The sequence below is a fragment of the Serratia sp. CY84636 genome, assembly GCF_052166245.1.
In the GTDB taxonomy this organism is placed as follows: Bacteria; Pseudomonadota; Gammaproteobacteria; order Enterobacterales; family Enterobacteriaceae; genus Serratia; species Serratia nevei.
The window spans coordinates 226819-245133 of sequence record NZ_JBJNOX010000006.1 but is presented as its reverse complement, the minus strand read 5'-3'; the positions used below and the strand labels follow the sequence as shown (position 1 = coordinate 245133).

Here is an 18315-nt window from a genome sequence, read left to right as displayed (position 1 = left end):
CTAAAAAAATAACGCAAGCGGGCGCAAGCCCGGCAGATACCGTTACTCTCTCCCATCCGGACTATAACCGTCGGCCCCGGAATTACACCGGATCTGCTGACCTCTAACCGGCCCTGACAGGCTGGCTGAGCGCTCGCGGGCTTTCACCGTAGAAGGTGATTTACCGCCGGTGGGGACTTTCACCCCGCCCTGAGAATAAGCAGGATGACTATAACGCTAATGGGTAGGCAGGGCAATTGGCAAAAGCACAATTCGGCCACGCACGGCGAATGCGCTTAATGGTTTATCCGGCGGGCAACTCGCATTACACTAAGCGGCAGCTATTAAACTCTGAAAGGGATACGCCATGATTGACCCGAAAAAAATCGAACAAATCGCACGCCAGGTTCATGAGTCCATGCCTAAAGGCGTTCGTGAATTCGGGGAAGACGTTGAGAAAAAAATCCGTCAGGTCCTGCAGTCGCAGCTGACCCGCCTGGATTTGGTTAACCGCGAAGAGTTCGACGTACAGACTCAGGTGCTGTTGCGCACCCGCGAGAAGCTGGCGCTGTTGGAACAGCGCATGGCCGAGCTGGAAAGCAAACTGAGCGCGGCACCGGCCGCCAAGCAGGAAGGCGAATAATTCCCGCCAAGGGCGCGCACCGCGCGCCCTTGTTCTTTAGGTCGCCCGGCGTTAGCCGCGCCCGTCTTTGATCGCTTTGATGATGTTGGTGGTCGACAGCCCGTCTTCAAAGTTCAGCACTTTGACATCGCCGCCGTTGGCCCACACTTCCGCACTGCCGGCAATCTCTTCCGGTTTGTAATCACCGCCTTTCACCAGCAGATCCGGCAGAATGTCGGCGATCAAGCGCTGCGGCGTATCCTCTTCGAACGGTACTACCCAATCCACCGCTTCCAGCGCGCCCAGCACGATCATGCGGTTCTCCAGCGCGTTGACCGGGCGTGTTTCCCCTTTCAGGCGCTTGGTCGAGGCGTCGCTGTTCACCGCCACGATCAGGCGATCGCCCAGCTTGCGGGCGTTGGCCAGATAAGAGACGTGGCCGGCATGCAGAATGTCGAAGATGCCGTTGGTCATCACCACTTTCTCGCCGCGCTGGCGCGCCTGCGCCACGGCGTGTTTCAACTGCGCTTCGGTCATCACGCCAAAGCCGGTTTCGGCCCGGCCGCGCACCGCGTTTTCCAGCTCGATGGGCGACACGGTGGAAGTACCGAGCTTGCCCACTACCACGCCGGCGGCGGCGTTGGCCAGGAAACAGGACTCTTCCAGCGAATTGCCGGCGGCCAGCGAGGCGGCCAGCACGCCGATCACAGTGTCGCCGGCGCCGGTCACGTCGAACACTTCCTGCGCCTGGGTCGGCAAGTGCAGCGGTTCAACGCCCGGCTGCAGCAGCGTCATACCGTGTTCTGAACGGGTGACCAGCAGCGCCGACAACTCGAAATCCGCCACCAGCTTCATGCCGCGTTCCACCAGTTCCGCCTCATCCTTGCAGTGGCCCACCACCGCTTCGAACTCGGACAGGTTCGGCGTCAGCAGCGTCGCGCCGCGATAGCGCTCGAAGTCAGAGCCTTTAGGATCGATCAGCACCGGCACCTTGGCGGCGCGCGCCAGTTGGATCATGCCCTGCACCTGGCTGAGCGCGCCCTTGGCGTAATCGGACAGCACCAGCGCGCCGATCTGCGGCAGCGCCTGCTGAATGCGCTCCAGCATCGGCTGCGGATCGACGTTGGAGAAGCCTTCTTCGAAGTCGAGACGGATCAGCTGCTGGTTGCGCGACAGCACGCGCAGCTTGGTGATGGTCGGATGGGTCGGCACCGAGACGAAGTCGCAGCGCACGTTGACTTCATTCAGCTTGGCGCTCAGCGCCCGCGCCGCATCGTCGATGCCGGTCAGGCCCACCAGACGGGAAGTGGCACCCAGCGAAGCGATGTTCATCGCCACGTTAGCCGCGCCGCCGGGACGCTCTTCGATGGTATCGACCTTGACCACCGGCACCGGGGCTTCCGGTGAAATGCGGCTGGTCGGCCCGTACCAATAGCGATCCAACATGACGTCACCGACCACCAGCACACCGGCGCGGCGAAAATCAGGCAGCGTAACTTTCATCCGATAACTCCAAAAAAGTACAAAATTTTAGTGGCGCAGATATTACCACAGACCGCCGGAATACCCGCAAAAAGGTATTAATCCAGCCATTTGGCCCAGCTGGCGCGCACCTGCTCGCGCTCGGCGGCGAACAGCCCGCTGCCGACCTTGCCGGAATGCTCCTGCAGCGCCAGATGGTGGATCTCGTCGCGCATGGTGACATAGGCCTGGGTCAGCGCGCGCGCCTCCTCTTCCGGCATGATGTCGTAATTGGCCATCAGCTCGAAGATGCGCACGTTGTCCGACCAACGCGTCAGCCGCGGTTCACCCGGCGCATAGCGTAAGACCAGATATTGGGCGATAAATTCGATGTCGGTAATGCCGCCCTCATCGGTTTTGATATCAAACAGATCGCGCTGCTTGTTGCCGAGATGGTTGCGCATCTTTTCACGCATCTCGCGCACTTCGCGCTTCAGGATCTCCGCATCGCGCATTTTGCACAGGATCTCGCGCCGGATCGTGTCGAACTGCTGATGCAGCGCCGGGTCGCCATGCACGATGCGCGCGCGCACCAGGGCCTGATGTTCCCAGGTCCAGGCTTCGTTTTGCTGGTAATCGGCGAACGCCTCGACGGTGCTGACCAGCATCCCCGCAGCGCCGGAAGGCCGCAGGCGCGCGTCCACCTCATACAGAATGCCGGAGGAGGTGCGGGTGCTGAACAGATGCATCACCCGCTGCGCCAGCCGCAGGTAGAACTGACGGCCGTCGATGCAGCGATCGCCGTCGGTCATCACCTCCGGCGGGCAATCCAGCAGGAATACCAGATCGAGATCGGAACTGTAACCCAGCTCCCAGCCGCCCAGCTTGCCGTAGCCGATCACCGCAAAGCCGCGCCCTTCGCGCTCCTGCAGGTGGGTCGGTTGGCCGTAGCGCGCCACCATATCGCTCCAGGCTTGCTGCACCACCGCGTCGATGATCGCCTCCGCCAGATAAGTCAGGTGGTCGCTCACTTTCATCACCGGCAGCGCGCCGGCGATATCCGCCGCAGCGATGCGCAGCTGCTGCGCCTGCTTGAACTGGCGCAGCGCCTCCAGCTTTTGCTCTTCGTCGTCTTCCGGCACCCGCAGCAGGTACTGGCGCAGCTCGCTGCGGTAGGCGTCCAGCGCCACCGGCTGATACAGCGTGGCCGGATCCAGCAGTTCGTCCAGCAACAGCGGGTAGCGCGACAGCTGGTTGGCAACCATCGGCGACGCGGCGCACAGGCGGATCAGATGGCTGAGCGCCGCGTGATACTCCACCAGCAGCTCGAGGTAGGTGGTGCGGGTGACGATGCTGAGCAGCAGCTGCGCCAGCCGCACCAGCGCGGTCGGCGCGTCCTGGCGCGGGCACACCTCAGCCAGCAGACGTGGCATCAGCTGATCGAGCACGTCGCGGCCGCGCGGGCCGATGGTGCGTTTGTCGACGTCGTGGCGGAAATCGGCGATGGTGCGCAGCATCTGTCGGCGCCCCTCTTCGTCCAGGTGCGGCGTCAGCGGCGCCAGCTCGTTTTCCTCCAGCGCGTCCTGCCACAGGCTGTGGTAGTGCTGATAGTCGGGATCTTCGCCGACATCCGGGCTATCGTCGCCGATCAGGTCATCGAACACCGCCCGCACCGCCTGCATGTGCAACTCCAGCGTCGCCATCAGCGCCGGCCAATCCGCCAGCCCCATGCCGTAGGCCAGCCGCGCCTGATCGAGCGCATCCTGCGGCAGCGTCTGGGTTTGCTGATCGCCGATCGCCTGCAGCAGATTCTCCAGCCGCCGCAGGAACAGGTAGGCGGCGCTCAGCGCCCGCACCTGCTCGGCCTCCAGCAGCCCCAGTTCACCCACCGCCTGCAGCGTCGGCAGCAGCGAACGCCCCTGCAGCGCCGGCTCGCGGCCGCCGCGGATCAGCTGGAATACCTGGGTGATGAATTCGATTTCGCGAATGCCGCCGGCACCCAGCTTGATGTTGTCCTTCAGGCCGCGACGCCGCACTTCACGGGCGATCATGCCCTTCATGTTGCGCAGCGACTGGATGACGCTGAAATCGATATAGCGGCGGAACACGAACGGCCGCAGCGTTTTGCGCAGCTCCTGGCTGTAGGCGTCTTCCGCGCCGCCCATCAGGCGCGCCTTCACCATCGCATAGCGCTCCCAGTCGCGCCCCTGCTCCTGATAGTAATCTTCCAGCGCCGCAAAGCTCATCACCAATGGGCCGCTGTCACCGAACGGCCGTAACCGCATGTCGACGCGATAGACGAAGCCGTCAATAGTCTGCTGATCCAGCGCCTTGATCAGCCGCTGGCCAAGGCGGGTGAAGAACTGGGCATTGTCCAGCTCGCGCCGCCCGCCCTGAGTCTGGCCGTTTTCCGGGTAGGCGAAGATCAGATCGATATCCGACGAGAAATTCAGCTCGCCGCCGCCCAGCTTGCCCATGCCGAGGATCAGCAGCGGCTGCGGTTCACCGGCGGCGTTGCACGGCGTGCCCCACTCGCGGCAACAGGTTTGGTACAGCCAGTCGCGCGCGCTGACGATCAGCGTTTCCGCCAATCCGCTCAGCTGCAGTAACGTTTCTTCGGTCGAACACAGCCCCTGAGCCTGCGCCCAGGCGATGCGCACCAGCGTTTCACGGCGAAACAGACGCAGCGTGCGCATCAGCTGCGTCTCATCGCGCACCTCTTCCAGCTCGTCCTGCAGCCAGGCGGCATAGTGTTGCCACTCGCCGGGCGCCGGTGGTTGTTCGCGCAGCATCGCCAGCCAGGCTGGCTGGGCAAGCAGCGCGTCGCTGACGAAGTCGCTCGACGCCAGCACCCACTGCTCCTGTTCGCTAAAGGCGCTGTCCGCGCCGTGAACTTCCTGAAAACGCTGCACAACCTGCTGTGCCTGAGCCTGTAACGCGGCTGAAAGTGGCGACATAGTGTATGACCCGTTCTGCGGCCCACGGCTGGCGGGCCGGCTTGATTAACGAAGCGCGCCGTTTAACCAGAATGGCGCATGCGATAAGGCCTGTTTGCGGCTGGCTTCATACCAGCCCTGACGGCGCTCGCTCAGCGCCGCCTGCAGTTCGCGCCAGGCCTCGATATAAGGGCCGGTCTGCTCGTCGGGGTAGGCACCCGACAGCAGGACCAGCGCCGAAATCTGACGCGTCAGGCGCGGCAATTGTTCCTGATATTCATCTTCGTTCAGCGTACGGCTGAAGGCTTCTTTCAGCTCCGCACCGCTGCGCCCCAGCATGATGTCGCTGAAGCGTTTGAAAGAACCGTCCAGCTTGGCCTGCGCTTTGGCATCGATAAACGGCCGCCAGGCGCCGCTCACCAGCCATGATGTGAGCGCCAACTTACATTGCAGGTAGGTGGCGCTGTAGCACAGGGCCTCTGGTTGCGCGGCTTTGTCCGCCAACAGCGGCTCGAGCTCGGTCAGACGGGCGCGCAGATCGGCGCTGGCCTTGCGCGGCACCAAACCGCCGAAGATCACCAGCGCCTGGCGAATCGTTCCGACCGCCTCAATCACCGAAGCGCGCGCCTGCGCGTCGCCGCGCAGCCACAGCTCTTCGTGGTACTGCCAGTGGCCCAGCGCCAGCTCGAAGGCGGCGATCATCCCCTGTTCCACGGTCGCCTTCGCCGCCGGCTTCAACACCCGCAGCGGGCGCAACTCGCGCGGCGGATTGCCCTGCGCCAGGTGGTAACCGCGCGCCGCCTTGCTCAGGCTGCCCTGACGCAGCCCGCCGTGCGCCGCCAGCTCACCGGCCAACGCCAGCAGATCGGCGGTATTGCCGTTCAGCAGCTCCAGCTCTACCTCGCTCAGGGCTTCGCTGAGGTCACCGGCACGCACCTCGCCCTGGTCCAGGCCAATCTCGATCTCGCTTTGGCCGTAAGTAACCACCCACTTCTCGCGCACGAAATCGGTACGGAACAGCGGTTGCAACGCCTGCTGCAGCGCCGCGATATCGCAATCCTGCGGCCAGATGTCGGCAGGGAACTGCGCCAACGCCAGCTGCGGCTCAGCGATAGCGACATTGTATTCCGGGCGCTGGTGCAGGCCGCCCACCACTTTACCGGCGGTTTTGATGGTCATCTCATAGCGATCGTCGAAACCGCGAATCCGCAGCCCCATGTCGTGACGGCGCAGGACGTTGTCGGCCGTTTCGAAGTAAATGTTGGTCAGCTTTTGCGGCGCGGAATGCTGATGCGGCCAGGCGGCGAGCCATTGTGGCAGAGCGGCCACCGCTTGCGGCGCGGCGATGAATTTCAGTTCAATTTCAACGGTCATAATTCTTTAACACCAATAAGTTACGCATTCGCGTCAGTTTCAGCGCGGCGCGTTCGGCCCGCCGTATGCTGCCCAATGACGCACAGTTGCCATTATCTTACCGCGATTCCCGGCGCCTTAACCCTGCTAACTGTAGAAAAAACCTGTTACGTTATAAAACGCTGCGCAACTCACAGAATCAGCCACAGTAAGATAGTTCTCATTCCGGTTTTGGCGTTGCGTCGTCAGACTGAACGCTCTACTATCGTTCCATAAATTCACCCAGAAACGATGAACTAATGCAGAAATTACGCCTGATTTGCCTTGCCGCGCTGAGCTTCAGCATCACTTGGGCCGCACATGCCGAAGATAAACGCTATATCTCCGATGAGTTAAGCACTTACGTCCATAGCGGCCCAGGTAATCAGTACCGTATTGTCGGCACTCTGAACGCCGGTGAAGAAGTCACCCTGCTGAGCGTCAACGACAGCACCAACTACGGCCAGATCCGCGATCCGAAAGGCCGCACCACCTGGATCCCGCTCGACCAGCTCAGCCAGACGCCAAGCCTGCGCACTCGCGTGCCCGAGCTGGAACAGCAGGTGAAAACCCTGACCGACAAGCTGGCCAACATCGACAACACCTGGAACCAGCGCACCTCGGAAATGCAGGAGAAAGTCGCGGGCAGCGACAGCACCATCAGCAGCCTGCAGAAGGAAAACCAGGATCTGAAAAACCAGCTGGTGGTCGCGCAGAAGAAGGTCAACGCCGTTAATCTGCAGCTCGACGACAAGCAGCGCACCATTATCCTGCAGTGGTTCATGTACGGCGGCGGCGTCGCCGGCGTCGGTTTGCTGCTGGGCCTGCTGTTGCCGCACCTGATCCCGCGCCGCAAGAACAACAACCGCTGGATGAACTGATCTCAGTATCGTTCAGTTTGAGTATGGGCGCCTGCGGGCGCCCTTTTCATTAGTGCCGACATCCCGCGGCCAATTCATGTAATCTGATAGACAGAGCCTTACACGATATTCAGGAGTCAACAGTGCAGATTTATCTGGTCGGCGGCGCCGTTCGCGACAGCCTGCTCGACATTCCGGTGGTCGATCATGATTGGGTGGTGGTGGGCGCCACGCCGGCGGAGCTGCTGGCATTGGGCTATCAGCAAGTCGGCAAAGATTTCCCGGTGTTCCTCAATCCCGATTCTCATGAGGAGTACGCGCTGGCACGCACCGAGCGCAAATCCGGCCAGGGGTACACCGGTTTTACCTGCTATGCCGCGCCGGACGTGACGCTGGAAGAAGATCTGCTGCGGCGCGATCTGACCATCAACGCCATCGCCCGCTCCGCCGAAGGGGAACTGATTGATCCTTACGGCGGCGTGGCCGATCTGCAGGCGCGCGTGCTGCGCCACGTTTCCGACGCGTTCGGCGAAGATCCGCTGCGCGTGCTGCGTGTGGCGCGCTTCGCCGCTCGCTTCGCCCACCTGGGTTTTCACATCGCCGACGAAACGCTCGCGCTGATGCGCCAAATGGCGCACGGCGGTGAACTGGCTGCGCTGACCGCCGAACGCGTCTGGAAGGAAACCGAAAAGGCGCTGCAAAGCCAGAGCCCGCAGGTCTATTTTCAGGTGTTGCGCGACTGCGATGCGCTGGCGGTGCTGTTCCCGGAAATCGACGCGCTGTTCGGCGTACCGGCCCCCGCCAAGTGGCACCCGGAGATCGACACCGGCGTGCACACGCTGATGGCGCTGGCGATTGCCGCCCGCCTCACGCCGGAGGTGGACGTGCGCTTCGCCACCCTGTGTCATGACCTCGGCAAAGGATTGACGCCGAAAGAATTCTGGCCGCATCACCACGGCCACGGCCCGGCGGGCGTGCGGCTGGTCGAAGCGCTGTGCCAGCGGCTGCGGGTGCCCAACCCGGTGCGCGATCTGAGCAAGCTGGTGGCCGAGTACCATGACCTGATCCACACCGTGAACAAGCTGCGGCCGGAAACCCTGCTGAAGCTGTTCGACGCCATCGACGTCTGGCGCAAGCCCCAGAGGCTGGAGCAGATGATCCTGACCAGCGAAGCGGACGCGCGCGGGCGCACCGGCTTTGAGGAGAACCCTTATCCACAGGGCGACTATCTGCGCCAGGCGTATCAGGTGGCGAACGCGGTATCTATCAAAGAAGTGGTGGCCAGCGGGCTGCAGGGCACCGCGATCCGCGACGAGCTCAAACGTCGCCGCCAGCAGGCGCTGGCCGACTGGAAACTCAGCCAAACGATTATCAACGATCAGGCATAAAAAAACCCCGCAAAGCGGGGTTTTTTCTTGGCGTCGGGCTTACAGGAATACCATGTAAACCACGGCTGCCACGATAAAGCGGTAGATGGCGAACGGCACGAACGAGATGCGTTTGATCAGCGACAGGAAGGTCTTGATCGCAATCAGCGCCACCACGAAGGCCGTAATGAAACCGACGGCAAACATCGGCAGATCGCCCCAGGTCAGGAAGTGCAGGCTCTTGTACAGATCCAGGCCGCTGGCGCCAATCATCATCGGCACCGCCAGGATGAAGGAGAACTCGGACGCCGCATAGCGGTTCACGCCCACCAGCATACCGCCGGCGATAGTGGAACCCGAACGGGAGAAGCCCGGCCACAGCGCCAGGCACTGGAAGCAGCCGATCATGAACGCCTGGCGGTAGGTGATGTCATCCAGCCCTTCCGCGCTCGGTTTCTTCGGCTTCAGCCATTCCGCCGCCAACAGCAGCAGGCCGCCGACCACCAACGCGTACATCACGTTTTTCGGCGCGAACAGCGACTTGATGAAATCATGGAAGGCCAGGCCCAGCACCACCGCCGGGATCATCGCCAACAGGATGTGCCCCAGCTTCAGCTGGCCGCTGGTTTTGCCCTCGTGCTCCACCGGCTTGCCGCCAAAATGGATGCCGATCAGGCCGAACAGCCGGCGCCAGAACATCACGACTACGGCCAGGATCGACCCCAGCTGGATAATGACTTCAAAGGTTTTGGCTTTGTCGCCGGTAAAGCCCAGCCACTCGCCGACGATGATCATATGCCCGGTGGAAGAAACCGGCAGAAATTCGGTTAATCCCTCGACAACCCCAAGAACAAACGCAATAAACAGTGAATGCATGTCTGCCATGTGCTTCGCTCACCCCATAAAATAACGGCTATCACATAAAAAAGCGGCAATGCTTAAAGACAATGCCGCTAAAACAATTCTCAGGATTAAGACCAGGTTAACGGCCTTTCGTTGCAAGCAGATGACATAAAATCATGCGGGACGAGTGCCGCGCTCAATGATCACGCCGACCCGACTGGCATGTGCTACAGCGCCCGGTTTGCTGACCTTAATACGGACCCAGGGGGAATTGAAGCGCTGAAGCAAAATTTCAGATATTTCCTCTGCCACTCGCTCCACCAGCGCAAAACGGTTCGACTCCACGTGTTGGATCACGGCGTCGCTGACGTCGGCATAGCTCAGACAGTCAGTTACGTCGTCGCTGGCGGCGGCCGGCCGGTTATCCCAGCCCATTTCGATATCGAACACCAGCTTCTGACGAATGCCCTGTTCCCACTCATAAACGCCAATGGTGGTAATTACGGTAAGCTCTTCAATAAATACGATATCCATCACGTCATTCTCTGTTTTTGGCCTTGCCGGATACCACTTCCAGCGGAATGTGCGTATTATCCATAGATGTTGCGAGTAAAACGACCATTATTAAACGGAACCGCGTTATGAGTGCTACCGCGCTTGGCATGATTATCTTCGCGTATCTGTGCGGCTCGATTTCCAGCGCGATCCTGGTTTGCCGGATCGCCAGGCTGCCGGATCCGCGTGAACATGGCTCAGGAAACCCCGGGGCGACCAACGTCCTGCGCATCGGCGGCCGGCTGGCGGCAGCGGCGGTGCTGGTATTCGATATTCTGAAAGGGATGTTGCCGGTCTGGCTGGCCTACAAACTCGATGTGCCGCCGCTGTACCTCGGCCTGACGGCGATCGCCGCCTGCCTGGGGCACATCTATCCGGTGTTCTTCCACTTCCGCGGCGGTAAGGGCGTAGCGACGGCGTTTGGCGCCATCGCGCCTATCGGTTGGGATCTGACCGGCCTGATGACCGGCACCTGGCTGCTGACGGTGCTGCTCAGCGGCTACTCTTCGCTCGGCGCCATCGTCAGCGCGCTGATCGCCCCGTTCTACGTCTGGTGGTTCAAACCGCAGTTCACCTTCCCGGTGGCGATGCTCTCCTGCCTGATCCTGATGCGGCATCACGACAATATTCAGCGCCTGTGGCGCGGCCAGGAAGGCAAGATCTGGGGCAAGTTCCGCAAGAAGAAAAACCAGGCAGATGCGGATAACGGCGATCGGCCGAAAGACGAATAACAGAAGGGCCGGATTATCCGGCCCTTTGCTTTATACCGCAGGCAGTTCCGCCAGCGGCCAGCGCGGCCGCACCGAAACGCTCAGTTCCGGGCTGGCGCCGCTCTTCAGGCGCACCATGCCGGCATAGGCGATCATCGCGCCGTTGTCGGTGCAAAATTCCGGGCGGGCATAGAATACTTCCCCACCGCGCTTGTGCATCATCTCCGCCAGCTTGGCGCGCAACGTGCGGTTGGCGCTCACGCCGCCGGCCATCACCAGGCGTTTGAAACCGGTCTGCTCCAGCGCGCGTTTGCACTTGATTGCCAGCGTGTCCACCACCGCATCCTCGAAGGCGCGGGCGATGTCGGCACGCGTCTGATCGTCGTTGCCGTTGGAGCGAATGGTGTTGGCGGCGAAGGTTTTCAGCCCGGAGAAGCTGAAGTCCAGGCCCGGACGATCGGTCATCGGCCGCGGGAAAGTGAAACGCCCCGCCGTGCCCTGCTGCGCCATCTTCGACAGCATCGGCCCGCCGGGGTAATCCAGGCCGAGCAGCTTGGCGGTTTTGTCGAACGCTTCGCCGGCCGCATCGTCGATCGATTCGCCCAGCAGTTCATACTCACCGATGCCGGTGACGCTGATCAGCTGAGTATGGCCGCCGGAGACCAGCAGCGCGACGAACGGGAACGCCGGCGGGTTGTCTTCCAGCATCGGCGCCAGCAGGTGGCCTTCCATATGGTGCACCGGCACCGCCGGTACGTTCCAGGCGAACGCCAGCGCGCGCCCCACGGTAGCGCCGACCAGCAGCGCCCCCACCAGGCCCGGCCCGGCGGTGTAGGCCACGCCGTCGATGTCGGCCGGAGTCAGGTTGGCCTCTTTCAGCGCCGCCTGAATCAGCGGCACGGTTTTGCGCACGTGATCGCGCGAGGCCAGTTCCGGCACCACGCCGCCGTAGTCGGCGTGCAGCTTCACCTGGCTGTATAATTGGTTGGCCAACAAACCGGTTTGATCGTCATACACTGCAATTCCGGTTTCATCGCAGGACGTTTCTATACCCAGTACTCGCATTACATTTCCCATCATTCACGTGCGGCCGCCAGTCTACCACATTCCGCCGCATTTACCGCCAGCGCGGCGCATCTTGTCACCGGCTCGCACCTATGTCGATGATTCATCCAGAAAATGCCCAGGCGATTAAACACGAGCATTTTTTTCTGATTAGTCTATAATCAGCGCCCGGTGCAAAATTGCGCACGTTGCGGCAGAGCGACGCGGGTTTCAATTTGCGGTGATGCTTTACAAAGCAGCATCCATTGGAGTAAAATTCCGCACCATTTTGAAAAGGCTGGCGCTTGGCCAGCAACAAACCGAATTTTATTGAGGTGAGAGGCACATGCCGGTAATTAAAGTACGTGAAAACGAGCCATTTGACGTTGCTCTGCGTCGTTTCAAACGCTCTTGCGAAAAAGCAGGTGTTTTAGCTGAAGTTCGTCGTCGTGAGTTTTATGAAAAACCAACTACCGAACGTAAACGCGCTAAAGCTTCTGCTGTGAAACGTCACGCGAAGAAACTGGCTCGCGAAAACGCACGCCGCACTCGTCTGTATTAATTCTTCGGGGGCAACCCCACCGCGTGAATTTCTGATTTTCAAAATCGCGCAGACCGAGTAGTTGCATACGAAGGCCGTGCTTTCCGAAAGGAATGCGCGGCTTGTTCTCGTTTATAGGCTAATGAAGTAAGGGCTTATGGCTGGACGAATTCCGCGCGTATTTATCAATGACTTGCTGGCTCGCACCGACATCGTCGACTTGATCGACGCCCGCGTGAAGCTCAAGAAGCAAGGCAAGAACTACCACGCGTGCTGTCCGTTCCACCACGAAAAGACGCCTTCCTTTACCGTTAATGGCGAAAAGCAGTTTTATCACTGTTTTGGGTGTGGTGCGCACGGCAACGCCGTCGATTTTTTGATGAATTACGACCGACTCGAGTTTGTCGAAACCATCGAAGAGCTGGCGACCATGCACGGGCTGGAAGTGCCTTATGAAGCGGGCACCGGGCCAACCCAGATCGAACGCCATCAGCGCCAGAGCCTGTACCAACTGATGGAGCAGCTCAGCGCGTTCTATCAACAGTCACTGCAGCAGTCCTCCGGGGCACCGGCGCGCAGCTATTTGCAGCAGCGCGGATTAAGTGACGACGTTATTCGCCATTTCGCCATCGGCTTCGCGCCGGCGGGATGGGACAACGCCCTGAAGCGTTTCGGCCGCGACGCCGACTCGCGCCGCGCATTGAACGATGCCGGCATGCTGGTGACTAACGATCAGGGGCGTTCGTACGACCGTTTCCGTGAACGGGTGATGTTCCCCATCCGCGACAAGCGCGGGCGCGTGATCGCCTTCGGCGGCCGCGTATTGGGTGACGGTATGCCGAAGTACCTGAACTCGCCGGAAACCGAAGTTTTCCATAAGGGCCGCCAGCTGTACGGCCTGTATGAAGCACAGCAGAACCACCCTACCCTCCAGCGGCTGCTGGTGGTGGAAGGGTATATGGACGTGGTGGCGTTGGCGCAATTCGGCATCGATTATGCCGTCGCCTCGCTCGGAACCTCGACGACGGCTGAACACATTCAGCTGCTGTTCCGCGCCACCGACAACGTCGTCTGCTGTTACGACGGCGACCGCGCCGGCCGCGAGGCGGCATGGCGGGCGCTGGAAACCGCGCTGCCGTACCTGAACGACGGGCGCCAGCTGCGGTTCATGTTTTTGCCCGACGGCGAAGATCCGGACACCCTGGTGCGCAAGGAAGGCAAAGAAGCCTTCGAACAGCGAATGGAGCAGGCGCAGCCGCTGTCCACGTTCCTGTTCGAAAGTCTGCTGCCGCAGGTGGATCTGAGCAGCCCGGACGGGCGCGCCAAGCTGAGCACGCTGGCGCTGCCGCTGATTACTCAGGTGCCGGGCGAAACGTTGCGTTTGTACCTGCGTCAGGAGCTCGGCAACAAGCTGGGGCTGCTGGACGACAGCCAGCTCGACAAGCTGATGCCCAAGCAGGCGGAAAATGCGAATCCTTATCAGGCGCCCCAGCTAAAACGCACAACCATGCGTATACTGATAGGGTTACTGGTGCAAAATCCGCAGTTGGCTACACTTATCCCTTCGCTTGAAGGGCTGGAGCAGACCAAACAAGCGGGATTGCCGCTGTTCGTCGAACTGGTGCAGACCTGTTTGGCGCAGCCGGGCCTGACGACCGGGCAATTGCTGGAGCTGTATCGCGACAACAAATTCAGCCAGCAGCTTGAAACCTTGGCGACATGGAACCATATGATCGTTGAGGACATGGTCGAACAGACCTTTTTGGATACGTTGGCCAGCCTGTACGACTCGGTGCTCGAGCAACGGCTGGAAACGCTGATCGCCCAGGCCAGAACGCGCGGCCTGAGCCCGGAGGAACGTGAAGAAGTCCGTTCTCTCAACCAGGTTTTAGCGAAGAAAAACTGAATACCAAACGGCTTAAGTGCCGATAATTGCGAGGGCAGAGCCCTGCACAGTGCCGCCATAGTGGGCCGCGGCGATAACGAAAACGCCCCAAATGCTATTGTTGGCGGTTTCGCCGACCGACACCAACCTAAATACTCTGAAGTGTGGATACCGTCTTATGGAGCAAAACCCGCAGTCACAGCTGAAGCTACTTGTCACCCGTGGTAAGGAGCAAGGCTATCTGACCTATGCTGAGGTCAATGACCATCTGCCGGAAGATATCGTCGACTCCGATCAGATCGAAGACATCATCCAGATGATTAACGACATGGGCATCCAGGTGATGGAAGAAGCACCGGACGCCGATGACCTGCTGCTCGCCGAAAACTCGAACAGCACGGACGAAGATGCGGAAGAAGCCGCCGCACAGGTTCTGTCCAGCGTGGAATCCGAAATCGGCCGCACCACCGACCCGGTGCGCATGTACATGCGCGAAATGGGTACCGTCGAACTGCTGACGCGCGAAGGCGAAATCGACATCGCCAAACGCATCGAAGACGGCATCAACCAGGTGCAGTGCTCGGTTGCCGAATACCCGGAAGCCATTACCTACCTGCTTGAGCAGTACGATCGCGTCGAAGCGGGCGAAGCGCGCCTGTCCGATCTGATCACCGGCTTCGTCGATCCTAACGCGGAAGAGGACATCGCCCCAACCGCCACCCACATCGGTTCTGAACTGTCGAGCGAAGAGCAAGACGACGACGAAGAAGATGAAGACGACGAAGACGACGATACCGAAGACGACAACAGCATCGATCCTGAGCTGGCGCGTCAGAAGTTCGCCGAGCTGCGCGATCAGTATGAAGCGACGCGTCTGGTGATCAAGAAGAACGGCCGCAGCCACGCCAGCGCCGCGGACGAGATCCTGAAGCTGTCTGAAGTGTTCAAGCAGTTCCGCCTGGTGCCGAAGCAGTTCGACTTCCTGGTCAACAGCATGCGCACCATGATGGACCGGGTTCGCACCCAGGAACGCATCATCATGAAGCTGTGCGTTGAACAGTGCAAAATGCCGAAGAAAAACTTCGTCACCCTGTTCGCCGGCAACGAAACCAGCGATTCCTGGTTCGAAGCCGCGCTGGCGATGGCCAAGCCATGGTCGGAAAAGCTGAAAGACGTGGCTGAAGACGTGCAGCGCAGCCTGCAGAAACTGCGTCAGATCGAAGAAGAAACCGGCCTGACCATCGAGCAGGTCAAAGACATCAACCGTCGCATGTCGATCGGTGAAGCGAAAGCCCGCCGCGCGAAGAAAGAGATGGTTGAGGCCAACCTGCGTCTGGTTATTTCTATCGCCAAGAAATACACCAACCGCGGCCTGCAGTTCCTGGATCTGATCCAGGAAGGCAACATCGGCCTGATGAAAGCGGTAGACAAGTTCGAATACCGCCGCGGCTACAAGTTCTCGACGTACGCCACCTGGTGGATCCGTCAGGCTATCACCCGCTCCATCGCCGACCAGGCGCGCACCATCCGTATTCCGGTGCATATGATTGAGACCATCAACAAGCTCAACCGTATTTCGCGCCAGATGCTGCAAGAGATGGGCCGCGAGCCGACGCCGGAAGAGTTGGCCGAGCGCATGCTGATGCCGGAAGACAAGATCCGCAAGGTGCTGAAGATCGCCAAAGAGCCAATCTCGATGGAAACGCCGATCGGCGACGACGAAGATTCGCATCTGGGCGACTTCATCGAGGATACCACCCTCGAGCTGCCGCTGGACTCCGCGACCTCGGAAAGCCTGCGTTCCGCCACCCACGACGTGCTGGCCGGCCTGACCGCGCGCGAAGCGAAAGTGCTGCGCATGCGTTTCGGCATCGACATGAACACCGATCACACGCTGGAAGAGGTCGGCAAGCAGTTTGACGTTACCCGTGAGCGTATTCGTCAGATCGAAGCCAAGGCGCTGCGCAAGCTGCGTCACCCAAGCCGCTCTGAAGTGCTGCGCAGCTTCCTGGACGACTAAGTCCGGCTGCCGCACCCAAAACAAAAACCCCGGCCTGCCGGGGTTTTTTTATGCCCTGAATACGCCCCGCCGCATCATTGCAACGCCAGGAACAGCTCACGATAGCTGGCGGTAAGCTGCTCCAGCGTGGCGCGGTTCAATCCGCTGGGGTTAGGCAATACCCACACCTCGGTTTCCCCCAGCATCAGCGCCTGTTTGCCCCAGGGCGCGTTTTTCACCCCGAAGGCGGTGGTGAACGCCTGCTTGCCCAAAATCGCCAGCGCGCGCGGCTGATAGCGCAGGATTTTCTCTTGCAGCACCTCGCCGCCGCTGCGCAGCTCGTCGCGCGACAGCTCGCTGGCCGCCACCGTCGGGCGCGCCACCAGCGCGGTAATGCCGCAGCCGTTATCCTTCAGCTGCTGCCACTGCTCCGGCGCCAGCTGGCGCTCGGTAAAGCCGGCCTGATGGATCACCTTCCAGAAGCGGTTGCTGCCGTTGGCGAAAGGGTAGCCCTGATGGGCGGAAGAAAGGCCGGGGTTGATGCCGCAAAACACCACCCGCAGGTCAGGCGCCAGAAGTTCCATGAGTATCGTGAGTCCATTGCAGGGATTTACTGCGGTTATCGCAAAATCCGCCAGCAATTACAACAGGCTAGAACTGTGCAGAAAAGCAACATACGGGCGGGTAACAGTAGACCGCCGCTTAAGGATTCCCTATAATCTCGCGGCTTGGCCCCTTAGCTCAGTGGTTAGAGCAGGCGACTCATAATCGCTTGGTCGTTGGTTCAAACCCAACAGGGGCCACCAAATTTTAGCTGTTTTCACAGCCTTAGAAGCCATTCTGTCCGGGATGGCTTTTTTGTTTCCCGCCGCCGTGCCACACTTCTCTTTCGGCATTCCTGATTTATTCCGACTCATAAGGGCCCCGCATGATCGTCAACTGCGACCACGACAACCTCGACGCCTGGCTGGCGCTGCGCACCGCGCTGTGGCCCTCCAGCTCGCCTGAAGATCACCGCGCGGAAATGCGCGAGATATTGGCTTCGCCGCACCACACCGCGTTTATGGCGCGGGGGCTGGACGGCGCTTTCGTTGGCTTTGCCGAGGTCGCGCTGCGCTACGATTACGTCAACGGCTGCGAATCGTCGCCGGTGGCGTTTCTGGAAGGGATTTATACCGTCGAACGCGCCCGCCGCCAGGGTTGGGCCGCGCGCTTGATCGCGCAGGTGCAGGAGTGGGCGAAGCAGCAGGGGTGCAGCGAGCTGGCGTCGGATACCGACATCGCCAATCTGGACTCCCAGCGCCTGCATGCGGCGCTGGGCTTTGCCGAAACGGAGCGGGTGGTGTTTTACCGCAAAACGCTGGGCTGATCAGGCGGTCTTGCTTTGCCGCTGATGCGCCAGCTGCTCGGCGCGCAGCAGAAGCTCCTGCAGATCGTCCTCGTCAATATCGAACAGATCCCCCTCCATCAGCGCCTCGTGCAGATCGGCGCGGGTGATGGCAACGGCATCGATCGGCAGATTGGCCGGTTTGGCCTCCGCCGGCGCCAGCGCGTGCGGGTAGCGTCGCCCGGCCAGGTTATTGAACAGAATGGCCAGCGCCGCCAGCAGCACCGAGTTCAGCAGCACCGGGTACAGCACGAAGTGGTAGCCCATCTGGTGAATGCCGGGGCCGCCGAGGATGGCGGTCAGCGCCACCGCGCCACCCGGAGGATGCAGGCAGCGCAGCTTGAACATCAGGCCGATGGCCACCGCCGCCGCAACGCCGCAGGCCAGGCCCGGATCGGGGATCAGCAGACCGGCGCTGACACCCACCGTCGCCGCCAGCGCATTGCCGCCGACGATCGACCAGGGCTGCGCCAGCGGGCTGTTGGGCACGCCGAACAGCAGCACCGCCGAGGCGCCCATCGGCGCGATAAACCACAGGTTCACCTCGCCCAAAATAAAGTGGCTGATCCAGCCGGCGAGCATCAGCCCCAAACCGGCGCCGACGCTGGAAATCAGCATCTCTCGCTTGCCCACCGCCAGCGGGTGCGGCCACAGGCGCGCGCATCCCACTTTTACTCGTTCTATCCACTGCGTCTTCATGTTACCCAATACGGCTCGATTCACGTGTTGGCAAC

At 60.8% G+C, this 18315-nt stretch carries 16 protein-coding genes, 1 tRNA gene and 1 riboswitch; of the genes, 9 read left to right on the top strand and 8 right to left on the bottom strand.

Annotated elements, in window-relative coordinates; translation table 11 throughout:
- Nucleotides 1–40: 40 nt before the first annotated feature.
- A riboswitch (FMN riboswitch) is annotated at nucleotides 41–201 on the bottom strand.
- Nucleotides 202–346: 145 nt separating this feature from the next.
- Nucleotides 347–622 carry a ubiquinone biosynthesis accessory factor UbiK gene (gene ubiK, locus ACJ8QI_RS18165; RefSeq protein ID WP_442532899.1) on the top strand — a complete coding sequence of 92 codons (276 nt, stop codon included), beginning with the start codon at nucleotides 347–349 and terminating at the stop codon, nucleotides 620–622.
- A 51-nt stretch (nucleotides 623–673) separates the two neighbouring features.
- Here ubiK and hldE read toward each other — a convergent pair whose 3' ends face one another.
- The 3 genes from hldE to ACJ8QI_RS18150 form a co-directional block, all read right to left on the bottom strand.
- A complete protein-coding gene (gene hldE / locus ACJ8QI_RS18160; RefSeq protein ID WP_019453075.1) occupies nucleotides 674–2104 on the bottom strand; it encodes a bifunctional D-glycero-beta-D-manno-heptose-7-phosphate kinase/D-glycero-beta-D-manno-heptose 1-phosphate adenylyltransferase HldE in 1431 nt (476 codons plus the stop codon).
- A 77-nt stretch (nucleotides 2105–2181) separates the two neighbouring features.
- Nucleotides 2182–5019, bottom strand: coding sequence for a bifunctional [glutamate--ammonia ligase]-adenylyl-L-tyrosine phosphorylase/[glutamate--ammonia-ligase] adenylyltransferase (gene glnE, locus ACJ8QI_RS18155; RefSeq protein WP_442532898.1), 2838 nt, complete (start codon nucleotides 5017–5019; stop codon nucleotides 2182–2184).
- A gap of 45 nt (nucleotides 5020–5064) precedes the next feature.
- Nucleotides 5065–6372 (bottom strand): CYTH domain-containing protein, encoded by a 1308-nt coding sequence (locus tag ACJ8QI_RS18150; protein WP_442532897.1) that lies wholly within the window; start codon nucleotides 6370–6372, stop codon nucleotides 5065–5067.
- Nucleotides 6373–6650: 278 nt separating this feature from the next.
- Between ACJ8QI_RS18150 and ACJ8QI_RS18145 the strand changes: the two genes are divergently transcribed.
- Together ACJ8QI_RS18145 and ACJ8QI_RS18140 are read left to right on the top strand one after the other, a co-directional pair.
- A complete protein-coding gene (locus ACJ8QI_RS18145) occupies nucleotides 6651–7271 on the top strand; it encodes a TIGR04211 family SH3 domain-containing protein (RefSeq protein ID WP_019453078.1) in 621 nt (206 codons plus the stop codon).
- A 122-nt stretch (nucleotides 7272–7393) separates the two neighbouring features.
- Nucleotides 7394–8638 carry a multifunctional CCA addition/repair protein gene (locus ACJ8QI_RS18140; protein ID WP_197796853.1) on the top strand — a complete coding sequence of 415 codons (1245 nt, stop codon included), beginning with the start codon at nucleotides 7394–7396 and terminating at the stop codon, nucleotides 8636–8638.
- A gap of 39 nt (nucleotides 8639–8677) precedes the next feature.
- Here ACJ8QI_RS18140 and bacA read toward each other — a convergent pair whose 3' ends face one another.
- Entirely contained in the window at nucleotides 8678–9502 is an 825-nt protein-coding gene (gene bacA / locus ACJ8QI_RS18135; RefSeq protein WP_025160107.1) for an undecaprenyl-diphosphate phosphatase, read from the bottom strand.
- A gap of 132 nt (nucleotides 9503–9634) precedes the next feature.
- Entirely contained in the window at nucleotides 9635–9994 is a 360-nt protein-coding gene (gene folB, locus ACJ8QI_RS18130; protein WP_019453081.1) for a bifunctional dihydroneopterin aldolase/7,8-dihydroneopterin epimerase, read from the bottom strand.
- A 107-nt stretch (nucleotides 9995–10101) separates the two neighbouring features.
- Between folB and plsY the strand changes: the two genes are divergently transcribed.
- Entirely contained in the window at nucleotides 10102–10746 is a 645-nt protein-coding gene (plsY, locus tag ACJ8QI_RS18125) for a glycerol-3-phosphate 1-O-acyltransferase PlsY (RefSeq protein WP_049198480.1), read from the top strand.
- A 30-nt stretch (nucleotides 10747–10776) separates the two neighbouring features.
- On the opposite strand, the gene tsaD is transcribed toward plsY, so the two are convergent.
- Nucleotides 10777–11790: a tRNA (adenosine(37)-N6)-threonylcarbamoyltransferase complex transferase subunit TsaD gene (gene tsaD, locus ACJ8QI_RS18120; RefSeq protein ID WP_049198481.1), complete on the bottom strand. Its 1014-nt coding sequence runs from the start codon at nucleotides 11788–11790 to the stop codon at nucleotides 10777–10779.
- Nucleotides 11791–12115: 325 nt separating this feature from the next.
- Between tsaD and rpsU the strand changes: the two genes are divergently transcribed.
- From rpsU to rpoD, 3 genes are all read left to right on the top strand, one after another.
- Nucleotides 12116–12331, top strand: a complete 216-nt coding sequence (rpsU, locus tag ACJ8QI_RS18115) for a 30S ribosomal protein S21 (protein ID WP_001144069.1) — start codon at nucleotides 12116–12118, stop codon at nucleotides 12329–12331.
- 136 nt (nucleotides 12332–12467) lie between these two features.
- The gene (gene dnaG / locus ACJ8QI_RS18110; protein ID WP_025304325.1) at nucleotides 12468–14216 is read left to right on the top strand and encodes a DNA primase; all 1749 of its coding nucleotides are present in this window, start codon (nucleotides 12468–12470) and stop codon (nucleotides 14214–14216) included.
- Between the two features lie 157 nt (nucleotides 14217–14373).
- Entirely contained in the window at nucleotides 14374–16215 is a 1842-nt protein-coding gene (rpoD, locus tag ACJ8QI_RS18105; RefSeq protein WP_004937194.1) for an RNA polymerase sigma factor RpoD, read from the top strand.
- Between the two features lie 74 nt (nucleotides 16216–16289).
- On the opposite strand, the gene mug is transcribed toward rpoD, so the two are convergent.
- Nucleotides 16290–16778 carry a G/U mismatch-specific DNA glycosylase gene (gene mug, locus ACJ8QI_RS18100; RefSeq protein WP_060441002.1) on the bottom strand — a complete coding sequence of 163 codons (489 nt, stop codon included), beginning with the start codon at nucleotides 16776–16778 and terminating at the stop codon, nucleotides 16290–16292.
- Nucleotides 16779–16924: 146 nt separating this feature from the next.
- On the opposite strand from mug, the gene ACJ8QI_RS18095 reads away from it, so the two are divergent.
- Both ACJ8QI_RS18095 and aac(6') read left to right on the top strand, forming a co-directional pair.
- Nucleotides 16925–17000, top strand: a tRNA-Ile gene (locus ACJ8QI_RS18095).
- Between the two features lie 122 nt (nucleotides 17001–17122).
- Nucleotides 17123–17563: an aminoglycoside 6'-N-acetyltransferase gene (gene aac(6') / locus ACJ8QI_RS18090; protein WP_060422871.1), complete on the top strand. Its 441-nt coding sequence runs from the start codon at nucleotides 17123–17125 to the stop codon at nucleotides 17561–17563.
- Here aac(6') and ACJ8QI_RS18085 read toward each other — a convergent pair whose 3' ends face one another.
- A complete protein-coding gene (locus tag ACJ8QI_RS18085) occupies nucleotides 17564–18280 on the bottom strand; it encodes an HPP family protein (RefSeq protein ID WP_060441001.1) in 717 nt (238 codons plus the stop codon).
- Nucleotides 18281–18315 lie beyond the last annotated feature (35 nt).